Annotated in this window: 15 protein-coding genes and 1 tRNA gene; 8 read left to right on the forward strand and 8 right to left on the reverse strand. The window is 38.4% G+C overall.

Translation table 11 applies throughout. The annotated features are described in order from the left end of the window. Positions 1 to 178 precede the first annotated feature (178 nt). Genes creD through B4G94_RS18830 form a run of 4 tightly spaced genes read right to left on the reverse strand, consistent with a single transcriptional unit; the run spans position 179 to position 3,123 of the window. On the reverse strand, positions 179 to 1,663 hold the full coding sequence (gene creD / locus B4G94_RS18815; protein WP_286860952.1) for a cell envelope integrity protein CreD: 1,485 nt from the start codon (positions 1,661 to 1,663) through the stop codon (positions 179 to 181). A 4-nt stretch (positions 1,664 to 1,667) separates the two neighbouring features. Beyond that, positions 1,668 to 2,159, reverse strand: a complete 492-nt coding sequence (locus B4G94_RS18820; RefSeq protein ID WP_108636484.1) for a hypothetical protein — start codon at positions 2,157 to 2,159, stop codon at positions 1,668 to 1,670. A 53-nt stretch (positions 2,160 to 2,212) separates the two neighbouring features. Then, on the reverse strand, positions 2,213 to 2,515 hold the full coding sequence (locus B4G94_RS18825) for a winged helix-turn-helix domain-containing protein (protein WP_108636485.1): 303 nt from the start codon (positions 2,513 to 2,515) through the stop codon (positions 2,213 to 2,215). Further along, entirely contained in the window at positions 2,512 to 3,123 is a 612-nt protein-coding gene (locus B4G94_RS18830; protein WP_108636486.1) for a hypothetical protein, read from the reverse strand. The genes B4G94_RS18825 and B4G94_RS18830 overlap by 4 nt, the downstream gene beginning before the upstream one ends. A gap of 149 nt (positions 3,124 to 3,272) precedes the next feature. Here B4G94_RS18830 and B4G94_RS18835 point away from each other — a divergent pair. Next, positions 3,273 to 3,354 (forward strand) — tRNA-Leu (locus B4G94_RS18835). Between the two features lie 68 nt (positions 3,355 to 3,422). Beyond that, on the forward strand, positions 3,423 to 4,748 hold the full coding sequence (locus tag B4G94_RS18840; protein ID WP_286860957.1) for a trigger factor: 1,326 nt from the start codon (positions 3,423 to 3,425) through the stop codon (positions 4,746 to 4,748). Between the two features lie 197 nt (positions 4,749 to 4,945). On the opposite strand, the gene B4G94_RS18845 is transcribed toward B4G94_RS18840, so the two are convergent. Beyond that, positions 4,946 to 9,331, reverse strand: a complete 4,386-nt coding sequence (locus B4G94_RS18845) for a translocation/assembly module TamB domain-containing protein (RefSeq protein ID WP_286860959.1) — start codon at positions 9,329 to 9,331, stop codon at positions 4,946 to 4,948. 52 nt (positions 9,332 to 9,383) lie between these two features. Between B4G94_RS18845 and tsaD the strand changes: the two genes are divergently transcribed. Then, on the forward strand, positions 9,384 to 10,385 hold the full coding sequence (tsaD, locus tag B4G94_RS18850; protein WP_108636489.1) for a tRNA (adenosine(37)-N6)-threonylcarbamoyltransferase complex transferase subunit TsaD: 1,002 nt from the start codon (positions 9,384 to 9,386) through the stop codon (positions 10,383 to 10,385). 52 nt (positions 10,386 to 10,437) lie between these two features. Here tsaD and B4G94_RS18855 read toward each other — a convergent pair whose 3' ends face one another. Next, a complete protein-coding gene (locus tag B4G94_RS18855) occupies positions 10,438 to 11,259 on the reverse strand; it encodes a hypothetical protein (protein WP_108636490.1) in 822 nt (273 codons plus the stop codon). Positions 11,260 to 11,331: 72 nt separating this feature from the next. Here B4G94_RS18855 and B4G94_RS18860 point away from each other — a divergent pair, with 72 nt between their 5' ends. Both B4G94_RS18860 and B4G94_RS18865 read left to right on the forward strand, forming a co-directional pair. Next, on the forward strand, positions 11,332 to 12,240 hold the full coding sequence (locus tag B4G94_RS18860) for an energy transducer TonB (protein WP_286860962.1): 909 nt from the start codon (positions 11,332 to 11,334) through the stop codon (positions 12,238 to 12,240). A 128-nt stretch (positions 12,241 to 12,368) separates the two neighbouring features. Further along, positions 12,369 to 12,875 (forward strand): hypothetical protein, encoded by a 507-nt coding sequence (locus B4G94_RS18865; protein WP_286860965.1) that lies wholly within the window; start codon positions 12,369 to 12,371, stop codon positions 12,873 to 12,875. Positions 12,876 to 12,988: 113 nt separating this feature from the next. Here the strand turns inward: B4G94_RS18865 and B4G94_RS18870 are convergent, their stop codons facing one another. Further along, positions 12,989 to 14,380 carry a LutB/LldF family L-lactate oxidation iron-sulfur protein gene (locus B4G94_RS18870; protein ID WP_286860967.1) on the reverse strand — a complete coding sequence of 464 codons (1,392 nt, stop codon included), beginning with the start codon at positions 14,378 to 14,380 and terminating at the stop codon, positions 12,989 to 12,991. A gap of 96 nt (positions 14,381 to 14,476) precedes the next feature. Next, positions 14,477 to 16,228, reverse strand: a complete 1,752-nt coding sequence (aspS, locus tag B4G94_RS18875) for an aspartate--tRNA ligase (protein ID WP_286860970.1) — start codon at positions 16,226 to 16,228, stop codon at positions 14,477 to 14,479. 433 nt (positions 16,229 to 16,661) lie between these two features. Here aspS and mraZ point away from each other — a divergent pair, with 433 nt between their 5' ends. From mraZ to B4G94_RS18890, 3 genes are read left to right on the forward strand one after another with little or no spacing between them, the layout of a single operon-like run. After that, positions 16,662 to 17,123, forward strand: coding sequence for a division/cell wall cluster transcriptional repressor MraZ (gene mraZ / locus B4G94_RS18880; protein WP_108636495.1), 462 nt, complete (start codon positions 16,662 to 16,664; stop codon positions 17,121 to 17,123). A 4-nt stretch (positions 17,124 to 17,127) separates the two neighbouring features. Further along, positions 17,128 to 18,042, forward strand: coding sequence for a 16S rRNA (cytosine(1402)-N(4))-methyltransferase RsmH (gene rsmH / locus B4G94_RS18885; RefSeq protein ID WP_286860974.1), 915 nt, complete (start codon positions 17,128 to 17,130; stop codon positions 18,040 to 18,042). Positions 18,043 to 18,059: 17 nt separating this feature from the next. After that, positions 18,060 to 18,473 (forward strand): FtsL-like putative cell division protein, encoded by a 414-nt coding sequence (locus B4G94_RS18890; protein ID WP_108636497.1) that lies wholly within the window; start codon positions 18,060 to 18,062, stop codon positions 18,471 to 18,473. The last annotated feature ends 2 nt before the right edge of the window (positions 18,474 to 18,475 follow it).

Raw genomic sequence — 18,475 nt, forward strand, 5'->3', positions numbered from 1 at the left:
ATTGAATAAATCATGTATAATGCTGAAAAATATCCCTGCAAGTTACAGATTTTGCGAGTAAATGCTAAGTAAAGCATAAAAATAGCCGCCTTATTTTTGAAAAGGCGGCTATTGGGGGACGTAGGTTTACTTTTTAATTAATATTCGGATAATGACCCAGTAAATTTTCAGATGTTGTCTATTGATCAGCATGGTTGTTGTCAAATTGATACCAGTTAATTTTTGTAGAAACACGCATCAGGATTGCCAAAATGATGAAAATACCAATTGTCCCTGCAATGAGTGAGTAGTCCCGAAGTTGCATAAGTAGGTAGATGAACAGATAAAAAGTACCTAAGATAGCTCCGAACAAAAGGGCCGTTTTAGGATCTTTGGTAATCGCTTTGATAAAACTTCCAATAAGCAATACAGTTGCGATCGATGCAATTAGATAGGCCAGATTAAATCCGATATGCTCTGATAAAGCTAATAGTAATGTGTAAAAGAGTACCATGGCGGCTCCGATCAGTACATATTGAATAATATGTATTCTTTTTTTCTTGATTATTTCGGTGAATAGAAGCGAAGTGAAGGTCAATAGGATGATCAATATCCCATATTTAGTAACCCTGGTTGTTTTTTGGTAATTGTTGATGTCTGGCAGAAAATTTATAGTAATCATATCCGAATTCACCAAGATGTCGCTGGGTATAATGGGATTGGATGCAGTACTCGTAGCAGCTTGTGTAAGTTCAACGTCATCTGTTAAACTTCCCTTGTGCTTTTCGAAACGATAGATTGGAAGGATATCCCCTGACCACTGTTGTGGTAACTTACGACTAAAAGAAGGGATTTCCCAAGATGCTGAGAAATTAGTTTTGTCAATTGTTCGTTTGGTTGGTAAGAATGCGCCGACAAAGCTCGGATTGGCCCAATTCCCTCTAGCGGAAATATTTGTTTGATCACTGAGCGGGACAAAATTCAAAGATTTAGATCCTTTGAGGTTTAGTGTGATTTTGAAGTGGTTTTCATTTTCGTTGGGGCTGACAGAAATGGGGCAAACTAAATTTTGACTGAATAGTTTGAGGTTGTTAAAATCAGGATCAAAAGTCAACTCTTGCCCATTCCAGCTAAGGAGAGGGCGTTTGCCCAGTCCTTTAAAATCTTGTATGCCAAATACAAGCCGGCTTCCTGTCCAATCTATCCTTTCGGCGGGAATTTCCAGTTTTGTTACATCAATTTTATTGAAACGTCCGTCTATCGAAATACTGCTATTATATACTACGGAGTTATAGATGCCACGTGATAATTGTTGTGGGCTGATGTCCGTGGTGATATTAGCGTTTTGGGGGAGGATAAAGATCCATTTTGTCTGTTTGTATTCTAATGTCGTAGCATCATTAATTTTTTCAATTGGCTTCTGAATAGTTTCGCGGTAGGGGATTGCTAAGACCGGGCCGGAAATAACTTGTTCTTGCCCCCAGTTAAGAGCGATGTCTTCGGACACACTTTGTTCTCGCGTTTTGCGTTCCTCAATCAGATCGCTGATTAGTGTCAGCGGTATGAGCAAGAGGAGCGAAAGAAATAGAATGACAAATAACTTTAGGACAGTTGAGTTGCTAATTTTATCAAATAGCGAATTTTGCGCTGTACTGAATGACGTGTTACTATTGTGATTTTCCATGATTTCATTTGTTTAAGTTTATTTGAATATTTTTACTATATAATGCAATTTGGAATTCAGTAAGTTGGTAATGAAGTATATCCTTAAATTCTATATGGTGAAATTTTTGTAAGGATCGCCCTTTGTGAAAAGTTTTTTTGTAATATTTGAAATGTTCTGGAAAAAGGATGCCTCCGATAACGATCATTCCGATCAGATAAAGGCTTATTTTTCCATTTCCCAATAAAAGATATTGCATGGCAATTTCATCTTGTATTTCGGTTCCTGTTTCCGTTATTATATGAAACACATCGTGATTTTCCAATTTAGCCATAACATCAAATCCCTTACTCAAGTAAAAGAGACCTAAACCATGACCGATGCTACCAAGAGGGTAAGCTAGAAATTCTTCTTTGCTAATTCCCCATGCTTTTTTGTTCCATTTAAAAATATTTGCATACACGCTGGAAGACCAGTTGTAGAGATGCAGCATAAGTTTTAATCGAGTTCCTTTCATTTTTTTTGTTGTTTTAAAAGTACTTTGATTTTCAAAGTGATTGAATAAAAAAATTATTTGTATTGTTGTTTTATTAAATTTTCTAATGCAATAAGATGATTTTCAAATGCTTTTAATCCTTTTGTCGTTCTTTTATATCGGGTATTGGGTTTGCGGTCAACAAAACTTTTTTCCACGACAATATATTCTTCTTTCTCCAATGTTTTAAGGTTAGAAGCTAGATTACCATCGGTTACATCCAACAATTCTTTCAGAGAATTGAAGTCGTATTCTTCATTCGCTGCAAGAACACTCATAATCTGTAAGCGGACTCTGTTTTCAAATACTTTGTCATATAAAGAAAGATCCAATTTCACGATTCGTACTTTTTGTAAACGATAAAACCATAGATGATATGTAGCGCACCAAAACCCAATCCCCATAATAGCAGTCCGTGGTCAGGAAGACATAGTGCCAGTAGTCCTAAGGATATCTCAAGTATGCCTAACCACCTCACCTCAGTAAAGGTATAAATGCTACCAGCAGCCAAAGCTACACCATAGAAAATAAGCAACATCCCTGCAATCAAATGATAATAACCCTGAGCAAGCAGGATTAGCACCAACAGGCCTCCAGTTAGCAATGGGATTGAAACTGCAAATAAAAGAGATTTGCTCGTAATGTTCCAAATAGACTGTCGACTTTTCTTCGCTTTTTTACGTGCCATGAGCCATCCGGTCAATAGTGAGAGAGCAAGAATGAAAATAGCAAGTATTAGAAAGATATTTAATAACGTTAGATCGCCTGTGAATTGATTGTTCAAGGCTTCAGTATTGGTCGTAATGTAGTAGCCAAGTAAAGTGCCTAATAAAGCATAACAGCCAATGAGTACACCTGACAATCCGCTTATAGAAACAAATTTGGAGGATTTTTCCATCAATGATCTAATCTGTCCAAGCTCTTTAAATAAATCTTTCTGTTCCATAAAAGTACTTTGATATTCAAAGTAAATGAATAATAATGAATTATGCAAGAGGAGAATAGAATATTGAAAAAAAATAAAAAAAAGAGTATAAAATACTTGCAAGATATAGGTTTGGTTTCTATCTTTGTGGCATCAAAAGAAATCCTAATGCGGAAGTGGCGTAATTGGTAGCCGCACCAGACTTAGGATCTGGCGCCGCAAGGCGTGGGGGTTCGAGTCCCTTCTTCCGCACTTGATGTCCTCCCGAACTTAAAACCTCGGGAGGATTTTTTTATGAATGCGATATAGCTAAAAAGAGTATGAATATTTCACACGAGAATGTAGATGCAATCAATGCGGTAATCAACGTCGCATTAGCACCTGAAGATTATAATCCTCAAGTCGACAAAGAGATTAAAGCGCAAGCTAAAAAGGCAAAATTACCGGGTTTCCGTCCAGGTCAAGTTCCTGTGGGACATATCAGACGTACCTATGGTAAATCTATCTTATTTGATGAGATCAATAAATTGGTGAACGATAAAATCACGAATTATATTTCAGAAAATAAATTAGAGGTTTTGGGTCAGCCGCTTCCTTTGGAAGACGATGCGCAATATAGCTGGGATTATAAAGACAACTTCAATTTTAAATATGAGATTGGTCTAGCACCTGCTTTTGATTTGCCTTTTACAGCTGAGACTGAGTTTGCTGTTTACGATATCAAAGCTGACCAAGAGACTTTGGCGGATCGTATCAAAAACTTACGTCGTAGCTATGGAAAGATGACCAATCCAGAAGTATCCGAAGAAGGTGATGTATTGTATGCAACCTTAAAACAAGATAAAGAGGAAGGTCTTGAAAAAACAACTTCAATCCGTACGGATATCGTTGAAGATGCGAAAATCAAAAAATCTTTGGTAGGTCTTAAAAAAGACGATACTGTTAAAATTGATGTTAAGAAAGCCTTCAAAACTGAAGATTTAGCACGTATCTTAGGCATTACTGAAGAAGAAGTTACAGCTTTGGATGTAACTAAATTTGAGTTGACTGTTAAAAATATCAACCGTTTAGAAGAGGCTGATCTTAATCAAGAGTTTTTCGATAAATTATTTGCTGAAGGTGAAGTCACTGAAGAAGCCCAATTTACGGAAAAAGTAAAGGAAGAAGTAGAAAACTTATTTAAGCAAAACTCAGATCAAAAATTACGTAATGATATGTATACTTTTGGTATGGAGAAAGTAGACGTTACATTCCCTGAAGAGTTCTTGAAAAGATGGTTGAAAGCTACTAACCCTAGCATTTCTGAGGAGGAGCTTAACGAAGGTTTTGCTGATTTCTTGAATAACTTGAAATGGACAATCATAGAAAACCGTGTTGTTACTGAAAACGGTCTTGAAGTTAAATATGATGAAGTAATCAATTTAGCGAAGGAACGTATTTACGCACAAATTAAAATGTACAATATCAACGAAGAACCTTCTGATGAGCAATTGAACCAATTTGCAATTCAATTGTTGCAAGACAGAGAGCAGGGTAATCGTTTATTCGAAGAAGCTAAAGCTTTAAAAGTATTTGATCACCTAAAAGGTTTGGTGAAATTGAATAGCAGCGATATTGAATTTAAAGAATTCGAAAAATTAGCGTAAGCAATTTTAAACAAAAAAAAGGCTTCCAAATATCTTGGAAGCCTTTTTTTTGTGTCATCGATCGCTTTTGTTTTATCTTTTTGGATCTCAATTTAATTTGATTGATGGGTTGTAGTATTCTGCCAATCACTCACATACTTTGTCGCTAATAGTAAATAGTCCAGATTTGTCACTACTTATATTTTAGTTCTCTACTGTTAGTTTGGTTGGCTTTTCTTTACCTCTGTTTGTGCAGGAACAATGCTGTTATTTTTCTTTCCTATAGGAAACAGCCGCTTTATAAATTCGGAGAACGAGTTGAACTCTTGCCGATATAATAGTCCAAAGGCGCTGATGTATTCCCCGTCATTTGGACTAAGAAGAAAATTTCTTGTATTTAAACGGTTTGATGCCCGAAGGACGAGACGACCGTCTTTGCGTAAATAAAACATTGCCTCTGCATCAGTGGAGACACGGTCTGAGAATACATTCAAGTCAGTTAGGGCCTGACTTCGACGGTCTGAAATACCGCCAGTAAGAACCAGTCTGTCATTAAATAAACGAAGCGAAGCGGATGCATCATTCAGTGACTTGATATTGATGTCAAAGAAGTTGATATTGAGTGATTGCGCGATAATATTATTGATTTGATTGAACGCAATTTCGGTTCCTGCAGATAGTAATGTGTTATTTACCTCTTTTCCAAAATCACTTTGTGTGCCGGGAGTGAAGCTACGCCTTACAATCAAACTAAGTGCTTGCTGGTTAACATTGTTGGCATCAGAAAAATATCCCTGCAACTCATCCTTGACACCTGGGTTTTGTGGGAAATTGATATCAAATGTAATGTCTGGCTGACTCAACTGCCCTTTTAAAATCATATCTGCCTGCGCTAATACACGCTCAGGGTTTTCTTCCCTTCCTGCAGCATTATAGAGTGGCGCTAAGCTTGTTCTTTGTTGGTAAATTGCATTGATATTAATATTTGCCTCAGCCGGGTTACCCGCCCATCGCACGGTACCGCCTTCCTTTAAATCAAAAATTTTGTTGATGTAATCCTGTGCCGTGAAATTAAACTTCCCGCTGTTAATGATAAAGTCACCGAACATTTCAAAATCTCCAAGCGAAGATATCCGCATATTGAGGTTACTATTTCCCTTTCCGGATAATTCACCCATACTAGAAAAAAGGTTGATTTCGGCATTTGGTGTGATCAGCAGATCCATATTCATTGTTAGCCCGCCAAAATCGCGTTTCTTTTGATTTTTCTTGATTTTGGTGGAATCTTTTTCAATGAAATAGATAAAATCACTATCCGAGATTGTACTGGCGCTATTAAAGGGTATATTGATGACAGTATTTTCTTCTGACTTAGCACGTATATTGATATTCATTGCAGATGTCAGACCCTTGAACTGGAAATTTCCGGAAGCATATGCGGTACCATAATAGATGTTATTATCTTTTATGGTTGTATTCAATATCATGAAATTTTTTGCTTCAGCAGTTACATCTATATCAGGATCTCTTAGCTTATTGAGGTCAACAACACCGTCGATTGTAGCCACATTATTTTTCTGATCATATATTTTGAGCCCCGTAAGGAATATTCTATTGTTGGTCACATTGATTTCATCGGAAAGGCGATAAGGCGTCTTTAGGTAATTGATAACCATTGACGCATTGTCAAGCTTTCCGGTTCCGCTAATTTTAGGATTTAGAATATCGCCCGCAATCGCTAAGTCTGCATTTACTTTGCCCTTAATATTTGATACCAAGCTTCGTAGAAATGGTTGAAAAACGAATACGTCTGTATTTACTAAAGTAGCTTTGAGGTCGAGCTTATTACTTTCGCTTAAATGATTGTAAGATCCAGTGAGTTGAATTAGTTTATCACCTTCCTCTATTTTACTATCGAGTTTGACGAGTTGGTTCTCCGGATCGTAATTGGCACTGAGTGCTAATGCGCCAATCGGAATGTTGTTGTAAAGGATAGGAGAGGTCGTAATATTGGCGACGACAAATGGGGATTTAAAAACCGAGTTGACTTCGATCTTTCCATTTAAGTTACCTGATAAATTAATCCCGTGGGGCTTCGTAATCCCATTTAGGGAGGTGAGATTGAAGTCATGGAATTTTAAATTGATTTGATCTGAAATGTCATTTGACAGGATGCCATCTATATGTACTTTTTGCTCGGCATGGCTTAACGTGAGTTTCTCGAAATACCATTTTCCCTTTGAAATTTTCAATTGCGCATCGTTATTTACAAGCCATTGCTCTTTGTTTATCAATATATTAGATGGATAGAAATTGATGAAGGCTGGCTTTGCATGTGCAAATCGAATAACACCATTTAGATCTAAACTATTGCTTGCTTCCAATTCTGACATCTTAATGTTGAACTGTAAGCTGTCATTGACCAAGGTGTTTGATATATTAACATTCTTGATATATGTGCTATCGGTAAAATTGATCTGATCTATAGACGTTTGTAACTCCATATTGTTTAAATTGGCGTTTTGGTCGATAATCAGATGGGTGAGACGAATACCGTTATATTTGAATTCAGGGGCATAAAAATTAAAATTTGCAGTTTGCTTCTCGCTGGCAAATTTGGCATTCAATGTTGCCCCACTATCCAGAGAAATATCTTTTCTAAAGAATGTCGCAATGGGTCTGAATGATTTGATATTGACATTAAGGTCAAAATCCTGACGGTTGAACTCGCTCTTTTCAAATCCTATTGCCGGAGCGTAGCGCATGGCGAGAGCCTTAAAATAGGGGACGATCGTATTTAGATCTATTCTCCCCTTGAGATCTATATGTCCAATAGCGGATTGTAGTGTAAGCGACCGCGCCTCTTGATCTCCTTCTGCAAGGAAATTAATATTTTTAATCGCAAATTTACCTTTGGAGGAAGTGAAACTTACACTGTCAGATTTAAATTCCCCTGTAATGTCATTGATGTTGTCTCCAATTAAGCTCGTGTGGAATTTAGTATCAATAATATTGATTGAGTCTCCATGGAAGAAATTGAGCTTTTTTAAATTAGCCTGTTGGATATCAGCATCCAGATGATAGTCCGGACGGCTGAACCAATCTATGTCAGTGGTGAACTTTAATCTGAGGTTTGGGTCGTTTACTTCCCCTGAGCCAAGAAATAATTGTTTGTCTATATTTCCATTTACTCGTATTTGCTGATAGGTATATTGCTTAAAATTGAAATTAGTGAGATTGCCCGCGACATTCAGCTTTAGGTGCTTGGGATCGGTACCTACTCCATCAAGCTGTAGGTCGAAGCCCGAACTGCCGAGATCTTTTACTTTTGTTATTTTACCAATATCAAATGTTGGTGATTGAAACTTACCAGCATATTTTATTTCTTTACGTAGATCCAATGTTCCGTCAGCTGTAACATCGCCGATAGCTGTGGTGAAGCTTCCTTTTGTTTTAAAGTTGTTATACTGACCATTTAGACTGCCTTTGAACGCGAATTTATTGAAAAGGGCAACCACTTCAGGAAGTTTGAAGTTTTTTAAATGGCCAAGCTCGCGGATAACATTTTCAAGATCGCTATATTCAGAGGCAATTAAAACCTTGGGAACAATAAACTCTGTTTTGTCAATATCAGGTAGACCGATAATTTTGAGATTACCGGCTAACTTCGTGTTTTTCCCGATGGTCAAATCTACCTGTGAAGCATTGATAGCTGAAACGGTACCTTCCAGATCGGATTTTTTAATCTTTACATCAAACTTGACCTGGTGCATGGGCGAAGAAAAGAAAGCGATATCTTCAGAGTGTATGTGCGAGTCGCGCGCCTGTATCTTTACATTGACTTTGTGAATAAAGTCCGAAAAATCCGAAAAATTAGTATAGCTTAATTTTAAATAATTCTTGAATGTGGAACGGTTGGTTGTAAGCATAAGGTCAATCAGTTCAATGCTTTTGGTGCTGACTGAGGCATGGGCCAGGAGCCCTTTGATAACCAAACCTTTTTTCTCGTTAAGATTGAATGTTTTGATATCCGCTGAGATTTGATTGGAATCAATTTTTATATTCTTAAAGTGTGCATTGAGTTTGGATATACCCAGATCGCCAAAGTCCACAACTTTATTGTAGTGTTTTTGTTTGTGATTAACGTAGTTAAAGGAATTATTATTGATGATGAGTTCTTTAACATCAAAAATTATTTTTTTTGAGCTTTTCTTCTTTTCCTTTTTCGGTGGGTTGAAATACCGGATTAAAAATGAGATGTTGCTGCTGTCCTTAAATTGTTCGAAATTACTTTCCGTATTCTCAATTTTCAATTTGTTGATGACTACTTTATTTAATTCTATCAGTTGCGATAGATTGACACTGGCTTCAATTTTTTCGGACTTTATTATTTTTTTGCCCTCCGGTGTATAGATTTCGAATCCTTCTATAACAAGGGATTTGAAGGGTTTAAAATAGATGCTTTTTAAATTGATTTTGGCATCGAGCTCGTTGGATAAATAGTTGACAGCCTTTTGCGCAACAAAGTTTTGTACGGGCTTTAGCTGTAGCGATAATGCCAATGCAAGCAGTATAATGAATATACTACCCAGGACTATTGACATTATTTTAATTATTTTTTTGATACTTTTGTATTCTAATTTATTACCTCTAGCTATGGCTATTATTTTAGGAATTGAATCCTCTTGTGATGAAACCTCCGCTTCTATTTGTATTAACGGTGAAATTCATTCAAATGTTATTGCGACTCAGGCAATCCACGCAAAATATGGTGGAGTAGTTCCCGAGTTAGCTTCACGTGCCCATCAACAAAACATTATTCCTACGGTGGACGAAGCCATTCGTCAAGCAAAAATAAGCAAAAATCAAATAGATGCAGTGAGTTTTACACGTGGACCTGGATTATTGGGCGCTCTTTTGGTCGGAACTTCTTTTGCTAAATCATTTGCGCTTGCACAGAATGTCCCGTTAATCGATATAAATCACATGCAGGCGCATATTTTGGCCCATTTTATTGAGGAACCAAAGCCAAGTTTTCCTTTTTTGTGCCTTACCGTTTCGGGAGGACATACACAAATTGTCTTGGTAAAAGATTACTTTGAAATGGAGTTATTGGGCGAGACACTTGACGATGCGGCAGGGGAGGCCTTTGATAAAACAGCTAAGGTTTTGAATCTCCCTTACCCCGGTGGGCCACTTATTGATAAATTTGCAAAGGAGGGGAATCCCAGTTCCTACAAATTACCCGAACCGCAGATACCTGGACTCAACTTTAGTTTTTCCGGATTAAAGACAGCTATACTTTACCTTGTTCAAGATCAGCTAAAATTGAATCCTGATTTCTTGACAGAAAATATGGCAGATCTATGTGCCAGTGTGCAATCCCGCATCGTTTCTATCTTATTGAACAAATTGAAAAAGGCTGCGAAACAAACTGGGGTAAAGGATATTGCGATAGCGGGTGGTGTTTCAGCAAATTCAGGACTCAGAAAGGGATTGATCGAAATGGGAGAGCAATATCATTGGAATGTTTTTATCCCAAAATTTGAGTATTGTACAGATAATGCAGCGATGATTGCCATCGCTGGATATTATAAATATCTGAAAGGAGAGTTTGTCGGGCAGGATGTCGCTCCGATGGCTAGGATGCATCTTTAAGAGTAAAGAATTGTTCCTTTAATGAATTGGATTAAGGGAACAATGTCTTGTTTTATAGGGGTGAACTATAGCCATAGGCTTGCGCAGCTGAGCTAAATTTATCTTTCTTGGGTTGATAGAAATTTAATTCATAACCCTCAGCACCCCAAAAGATGCTCACAAAACTAACACCAATTTCCGAACGCAATACGGTGAGAACCTGAAAAGCCTCATTATCAAATTGTCCACCATCATCGACTCGCCAAGTACTAATGTCATCGTAAGTGGCCGGAAAATCCAGATTAATCAGCTGATCTTCTTTAGCATAGGAGAATACAGCTAGCGCTGAGTCCTGCTGATTTTCAAAAACTGTTAGATTGAACTCAGCTTTGTCTTTCAGTACAGCAATGGTTGTACTTTTATTGATTTTCCTATTGTATTTTTTTTCAAGTTTTTCTTTAATTTCCGGACTTGTTTCATGCTGAACTTTTGTAAAAGGTTCAATTTTATATTCATTCACGAACGACTGATTGACGAGCATTCCGAAATCTCCCGACTTAATTTCATTTTTTATCGTAAACAATGAACCTTCACTATTTGCAAAGTTTTGGGCTGTTTGTCTGCCATTACTCTCTTTATTATCCGTTTTGTTCTGTATAAATTCCAGTGGGCTAACTTGATCTTCGATGATGACATAATTGTATTTTTCGGGACTTTCCATCGCCTGATCCATAGGAAGGGCAATTAATGAATCTTTTTGTTGATTCAAAAAGCCAAAATAAGGTGAAATCATCTGTTCTTTATTTTCACTCTTAACCGATGGTTTGGATTGGTTTTGACTGTTGTCACAACCATATAATGTTAGTAGAAGAATAGCTAAAAAAAGTGATTTCATAAGAGTGTGCAAAAATTTTATGAAATATAAGGGTTTCGCGCATCATAATGAAAAGATTTAAGCTTTAATGTTATGATGAACTCAAAATTGAATATCTATCGCAAAGAATGGCTGGATGTTATCTTTGCAGGCCGCAACAAAATGTATGGTGCTTATGAATTGCGGAATTTGTCAAATAGAGCAACGAATGTGGGGCTGGCCATCGTTGTTTCTTTTGCGTTCCTTTTGATTGCGGGGTCTTATGGCTATAGCAGATACTTTAAGAAAGCTATACCTGATACAATTACTACAATTGAAGTTCTAACTCCCGAGGATCTCAATGAAATTCAGAAGGAGGCTGACAAAAAAGAGGAGGTGAAAGAAGAGCCTATTTTAATGCAGGAGAAAGCACCGCAACAGATAGCACAGGATCTTTCGAAGTTTGATTTGGTGCGTATGCCCGAGCCGAAGATTACAAAAGCAAGTAAAGTGACAGAGGATGTTGCTACGCAGGATGAGCTGAATAAACCCAATACAATGACTGCTCGTATTACATTAAAGGCGAATGCTGCCGGAACACATATTGCACGAGGTGAATTTGGTTCGTCTAAAAAGGATGGCGGAATTACCGGGCATAAAGAGGGGGCCGTGTCAGGAGGAGGAACAGATGGAAATGCTGACCAGCCTTTTATTACGGTGGAAATCATGCCCACTCCGGTGGGCGGACTGCCAGCTTTCATGAAATGGGTTTCAGAAAATTATAGTTTTCCACAGTCAGCTTTGGATCAAGGAGTATCGGGCGTAATCGAAGTCTCTTTTGTTGTAGAGCGGGACGGATCCTTGACTGATATTGCTGTAAAACGCGATATGAAGTTCGGAACAGGGGAGGCTGCGATCAACCTGTTGAAAAAGGCGAGAAAGTGGAAACCAGGTGTTCAGAACGGACGTGCTGTGCGGGTGGCTTATACATTACCTATCCGTTTAAGCGCAGTATCCCAATAATATCTTTCTTAACTTTATTTAACAGATGACGTTTTAAACTTTTGGTGGTCAAGAACACTCTTATAGATAAATAGGTTGAAAAGATGGCCTATTAAATTGATAGATTGTTGATTTATAAAAATAGAGAGATGAAAAAATTGATGTTAAGTTTGGCGTTATCCGGATTAATGTTAACAGGTTTCGCGCAGGAGAAAGAGGATCTTAAATCAGATACCAAAGAAATGAGTGCACCAATAAACAGGCATTCGAAAGATAGAAAGCATGATGGCTTAAAAAATAAAAATCCCGAAGAATTGGCTAAGATCAAAACAGATCGCATGGACCAAAAGTTGAAGTTTACAGATCAACAACGTAAAGAGGTGTATGCATTTCATTTGAAGCAAGCACAGGATCATAAAAAAATAGCAGCAGAGCGTAAATTGTATCGCGAAAAAATGAGAAGACAACGTGCTGCTGATCATAAAAAAATGATGGCTTTATTGACTCCGGAGCAACAAAAGACATTGAAGGATTCTTACGCTGAGAACCATAAAATGCACAAAGAGCATTGGAGAAAGGATCGACAAATGCGGAAAGGAGATTTTCAGAAAGGTGTGAACGAGAAAACAGTTGACGCTGAAGCGAAAACAACATAAGGTTAATAAAAAGAATAGTTTTCATATTAATAATTGGTGAGTGTTAGTTGAAAGGGGGATCATAGATCCCCTTTTCTATGTTGATATCAATCAAGTTAACACAGCATTTGGCTTTATGAATCTTTATTTTTTTGCTGTTCCTTCCATTGTCTAGAAAAGGATTTTTCCGCTAGCTTCGGTAGCTCCCGTTGATCGCCCCAGGTTTTCTTAAAAAACTTTCTAAGGAAAAAGTTCTTGAATTTTCCACCAAAAAAATCAATTAGTTTTCGGCGTTGTATTCCGTATGTGAACCAGCTCCAGACTTTTTGTTCCGTTTTCGTCGATAAGCCCTGTTCAACCGAATCCTTTCGGTTGACAAGAAGCATGCGTTGAATATCGATGCCTACAGGACACACTTCAGTGCATTTACCACAGAGGGTGGACGCATAGCTTAAATGTTTAAACTCCTTCATCCCATTTAAATGAGGTGAAATTAAAGACCCAATTGGTCCCTGATAAGTTGTTTCATACGTATGGCCGCCGATATTTTGATAAATAGGACAGACATTTAAACATGCTCCACAGCGGATACAATATAGCCCCTGACGTTGTTCTTTCTGCGCAAGGAGATTACTGCGTCCATTGTCAAGCAGGATAACATACATTTCTTCGGGGCCATCAGATTCATAAGACTGTTTTGGTCCTGTGAGTAGGGTGTTATAAACTGTTAAGTTTTGACCTGTACCGTGAGTGGATAAAAGTGGCCAAAATACTTCTAGATCCTGTAGCGTGGGGATGATTTTCTCTATACCCACCACAGCAATATGGGTTTTTGGAAAAGTGGAGGTCAGACGTGCATTCCCTTCGTTTTCTGTAATCGCTATACTCCCTGTTTCAGCGATTAAAAAATTAGCCCCTGTAATACCTACTTCTGCTGCTAAATATTTGTCTCTTAATAATTCGCGAGCTTTCAGTGTCAAATGTTCTGCGGATGCATCTAAGGGAGTGTCAAATTTTTCATGAAAAAGCTTAGCGATGTCTTCCAGGCTTAAATGCATTGCAGGTGTGACAAAATGGTAGGGTTTCTGGTCTAGGAGCTGAATAATATATTCTCCAAGATCAGTCTCAATGGCTTCTATGTTTTTGGATTCCAAAAAATGATTTAATTCAATTTCTTCCGTAGCCATAGATTTAGATTTTACAATCGACCGTGTTCTTTTTCGTTCGATTATTTTATAAATCTCCTCACGTGCTTCGTCTGCATCATTTGCCCAGATTACTTTTCCGCCACGCGCGGTGAAATTTGCCTCAAATTGTAATAGATATCGATCGAGATTTTCCATTACTTTCCATTTGATCAAATTTGCTTTGGTTTTGGAGTTCTCGAGGTCCGCAAATTTGCTTTTCCCTTTTTCGAAAGCAATACTGTATTTGTCGATATTGTAATTAATAATATCGCGATGTTTGGTGTCAAATGCTTTCTGTGCACTTTCCTTTAAAAACGTATTTGCCGTACTCTCTGACATCTAATCTGCTGATTTTTCACAAAAAAAGTTGGTCGTTTCCTACCAACTTTTAAATATAGTGTTAATAAATTGTTTCTCGAAAAGCGAGCTTGAAATTTATTCTTTTATATTAATATTCAAGCTCAATTCATCCAATTGTTCTTGGTGAATAGTTGATGGAGCATCAATCATGATATCTCTTCCGGAGTTGTTTTTTGGAAAGGCAATCACGTCACGGATCGTATCTAAGCCAGCTAATAGCGATACAAGTCTGTCAAAGCCAAACGCTAAACCACCGTGTGGAGGAGCGCCATAGGTGAATGCTTCCATCAAGAAACCAAATTGTTTCTGTGCTTCTTCCGGACTAAAGCCCAGGTGTTTAAACATAAGGGATTGCAGCTCTCTGTCATGAATACGGATAGACCCGCCGCCCACTTCTACACCATTTAAGACAAAGTCATAGGCGTTTGCTCTCACCTCGCCAGGATTAGTATCCAATAATGGAATATCTTCTGGTTTTGGTGAAGTAAATGGGTGGTGCATCGCATGATAACGGGCGCTATCCTCGTCCCATTCCAATAGCGGGAAGTCAATGACCCATAGCGGAGCAAAAGTATCTTTGTCCCGAAGACCGAGTTGGGAAGCAACCTCCAAGCGCAATTCATTCAGTTGTTTACGAACTTTATCCTTGTTGCCAGCCATAATTAATAATAGATCTCCAGGTTTCGCGTGGAACTTGTCCGCAATCGTCGTTAACTGCTCTGGCGAGAAAAACTTGTCTACCGAAGATTTCACGGAGCTATCTTCGTTGACACGTGCATATACTAAGCCTGTCGCACCGATTTGTGGACGTTTAATAAAGTCTGTTAAAGCGTCCAGTTGTTTTCTGGTATAATGTGCACAATTTTCGGCATTAATACCAACAACCAGTTCCGCTGCATCAAATACAGGGAAGCCTTTTTCTTTTGCAACGTCATTTAATTCGACAAACTGCATTCCGAAACGAATGTCAGGTTTGTCCGATCCATAAAGACGCATGGCATCGGCATAAGTCATACGCGGTACAGATCCAAGATCAATCCCTTTGATCGTTTTGAAAATATGCTTTGCAAGTCCTTCAAAAATATTTAGCACGTCTTCCTGTTCTACAAAAGACATTTCACAGTCGATTTGAGTGAACTCCGGTTGACGGTCAGCACGTAAGTCCTCGTCGCGGAAACACTTAACAATTTGAAAATAGCGATCAAAGCCAGATACCATTAATAATTGTTTAAATGTTTGTGGCGACTGAGGTAGTGCGTAAAATTCGCCTGGATTCATGCGGGATGGTACCACAAAATCCCGCGCTCCTTCAGGCGTGGATTTGATGAGATAAGGTGTTTCTACTTCTAAAAAATTCTGAGCGTCAAGATAACGGCGTACTTCCTGCGAAGTTTTGTGTCTTAAAATAAGATTCTCGCGTACCGGATTCCGACGTAAGTCCAGATATCTGAATTTCATGCGGATATCATCGCCACCATCGGTTTCATCTTCAATCGTAAATGGAGGTAACTTTGCCGCATTTAATATTTCAAGGTTTGAAACCTTGATTTCAATATCTCCCGTAGAGATTTTAGCATTTTTATTGGAACGTTCAATAACCTCTCCGGTTACCTTTATGACATATTCTCTTCCCAGTTCACGGGCACTAGCGCGTAAAGTCGCATCATCATCTGCATTGAACGTTAATTGTGTGATACCATATCGGTCTCTAACATCGATGAAAGTCATACCGCCCAAATCGCGGGATTTCTGAACCCATCCACTTAGGGTAACCGTTTTCCCTAAGTCAGCCAATGTTAATTCTCCACAAGTGTGTGTTCTGTGCATATCTTAATAAAATAAAATTTATGCAAAATTATTGGTTTTACTCGACAATAACGAATTCTACAGTTCTTATTTCAGTCTGGTTCTCCCACTTTCAACCACGCTTTCAATTTTTCATTTTCTAGCGCTCCACTTTCTCCCATTTTTCTAAAAAAAGGGAGTAAAATTATATTTCTAAAGAGGAAAATTTTACAATTCGTTCCCATTTTATGCAAAAATATACGGAAAAACATAAGGCGATATCTTAATGCGAGATGTACTTGGAATGTTTGTTTAACTGGTTGTAAATAAGGTTTTATAGGGTGATTGAAAAGTGGGTTATGTATTTTCTTGTAGCGATTTTTCGATGTGGAAAACTTTTTTATGTGGGAAAGTGGGGGAAAGTGGGAGAAAGTGTATACTTTTACATTTAAATTAGAATAGGATAATTGACGATATGACTCAGTTGATCGGAGAATTCGAATGCAAGTTAGACGCCAAAGGAAGGATGGTGTTGCCGGCTGCGCTCAAGAGGCAGATGCCTCATGTTGAGCGTGATGGGCTTGTTGTGAATCGCGGTTTTGAGAAACATTTAGTTTTTTATCCACGCGAAGAGTGGGATTTGATGACAGCCAAACTGGCGAAGTTAAATCAATTTGATCCAAAGGTGCGGGCATTTGTGCGTGCTTTTACGCGTGGTGCGACAGAGTTGACATTGGATGCGGCGGGGCGTGTGTTGTTGCCCAAAAGCTTATTGGAATTTGCGGGTATAACAACAGAGTTGGTCTTGGCCTGTCAATTCAATAAAATTGAAGTTTGGTCTAAAGAAGGTTATGATGATCTGATGGGTGATAGTGGGGTTGAGGATATATCGTCTTTGGCGGCAGAGGTAATGGGGGATAATAATTTTGGGATATAATAATATGGAGAATGTGTATCATGTTCCGGTAATGTTGCAAGAATGCATGGATGCTTTGGCGATCAAGCCGAATGGCGTTTATGTGGATGTAACTTTTGGTGGAGGTGGTCACTCTCGTGAAATACTGAAGAGGCTGGGGCCAGAGGGAAAGCTATTTGCTTTTGATCAGGATCCAGATGCTTTGGGAAATGTGATTGATGATCCTCGTTTTACATTGATTCATCAAAATTTCAGGTTTTTAAAAAATAGTCTTCGTCTGCATGGTGTACGTACAGTGGATGGCATTTTAGCTGATTTAGGTGTTTCGTCGCATCAATTTGATGCTGCGGATCGCGGTTTCTCCATTCGCTTTGATGCTGATTTAGATATGCGTATGGATCAAGTGGGGGACTTGGATGCAAAAGCGGTATTGGCTACTTATGCGGAAGAAGACCTGCATCGGATTTTCGGTATGTATGGTGAAATCATGAATGCAAAGTCGCTGGCGAAAACAATTGTAACCGCGCGTTTGGCACAACCTATACATACTGTTGCTGAATTGAAGGAAGTTATTCAACGGATGGTTCCAAAAGGGAAAGAACATAAGTATCATGCGCAGGTTTTTCAGGCGCTGCGTATCGAAGTTAACCGCGAACTTGAGGCTTTGCAGGAATTTTTATTGCAAACTGTTGACGTGTTGAAAAGCGAGGGGAGATTGGTGGTGATGTCTTACCACTCTTTAGAGGATCGTTTGGTGAAAAATTTTATGGCCAAAGGGAAGTTTAAAGGCGATGTTGAGAAAGACTTTTTTGGAAATGAAATCAAACCGTTCCATGTGTTAAGCCGTAAAGCAATTACGGCATCGTCACAGGAATTGGCTGAAAATAATAGATCGCGCAGTGCGAAACTGCGTATTGCTGAAAGGTTGGATTTGTCTTAAAAAAATGGAGCGAAAAGATGAGCAGGAATACGATAAGACAGAAAGAATTGAGTGAAGAAGTTCAGGAGGAACTACAAGAAACTGTCGAAGAAAAGGCGGAGCAAACAGAAGCGTTTATTAAAACGCTTTTTACCGTTGGAGACCTTTCCTTAAACAAAATATTGGAGTATTTGCCTTTTGGAGCTTTTATCGCCTTTCTGATGCTGTTGTATATCTCCAATCGTCACTTCGCTGAGCGAACTATTCGGAGCATCGATAAAGTGAGCAAGGAAGTCAAAGAATTAGGCTGGGATCATAAGTCGCTGTCGGCAGAGCTTATGAAAATGTCCACACAGACAGAGATTGCGAAACGTGTAGACTCCTTAGGTTTGAAAGAGCGGGTGGAGCCACCGATCAAGATTGAAGTTGTAGAGAAAAAAGAAGAAAAATAGAG

It is taken from the genome of Sphingobacterium sp. UBA7625 (assembly GCF_002484085.1).
GTDB lineage: Bacteria > Bacteroidota > Bacteroidia > Sphingobacteriales > Sphingobacteriaceae > Sphingobacterium > Sphingobacterium athyrii.

Coding starts and splice junctions, on each gene's coding strand:
- creD (WP_286860952.1), bottom strand. CDS start 1,663: ATGGAAAATCACAATAGTAACACGTCATTCAGTACAGCGCAAAATTCG.
- B4G94_RS18820 (WP_108636484.1), bottom strand. CDS start 2,159: ATGAAAGGAACTCGATTAAAACTTATGCTGCATCTCTACAACTGGTCT.
- B4G94_RS18830 (WP_108636486.1), bottom strand. CDS start 3,123: ATGGAACAGAAAGATTTATTTAAAGAGCTTGGACAGATTAGATCATTG.
- B4G94_RS18840 (WP_286860957.1), top strand. CDS start 3,423: ATGAATATTTCACACGAGAATGTAGATGCAATCAATGCGGTAATCAAC.
- B4G94_RS18845 (WP_286860959.1), bottom strand. CDS start 9,331: ATGTCAATAGTCCTGGGTAGTATATTCATTATACTGCTTGCATTGGCA.
- tsaD (WP_108636489.1), top strand. CDS start 9,384: ATGGCTATTATTTTAGGAATTGAATCCTCTTGTGATGAAACCTCCGCT.
- B4G94_RS18855 (WP_108636490.1), bottom strand. CDS start 11,259: ATGAAATCACTTTTTTTAGCTATTCTTCTACTAACATTATATGGTTGT.
- B4G94_RS18860 (WP_286860962.1), top strand. CDS start 11,332: ATGATGAACTCAAAATTGAATATCTATCGCAAAGAATGGCTGGATGTT.
- B4G94_RS18865 (WP_286860965.1), top strand. CDS start 12,369: ATGAAAAAATTGATGTTAAGTTTGGCGTTATCCGGATTAATGTTAACA.
- B4G94_RS18870 (WP_286860967.1), bottom strand. CDS start 14,380: ATGTCAGAGAGTACGGCAAATACGTTTTTAAAGGAAAGTGCACAGAAA.
- aspS (WP_286860970.1), bottom strand. CDS start 16,228: ATGCACAGAACACACACTTGTGGAGAATTAACATTGGCTGACTTAGGG.
- mraZ (WP_108636495.1), top strand. CDS start 16,662: ATGACTCAGTTGATCGGAGAATTCGAATGCAAGTTAGACGCCAAAGGA.
- rsmH (WP_286860974.1), top strand. CDS start 17,128: ATGGAGAATGTGTATCATGTTCCGGTAATGTTGCAAGAATGCATGGAT.
- B4G94_RS18890 (WP_108636497.1), top strand. CDS start 18,060: ATGAGCAGGAATACGATAAGACAGAAAGAATTGAGTGAAGAAGTTCAG.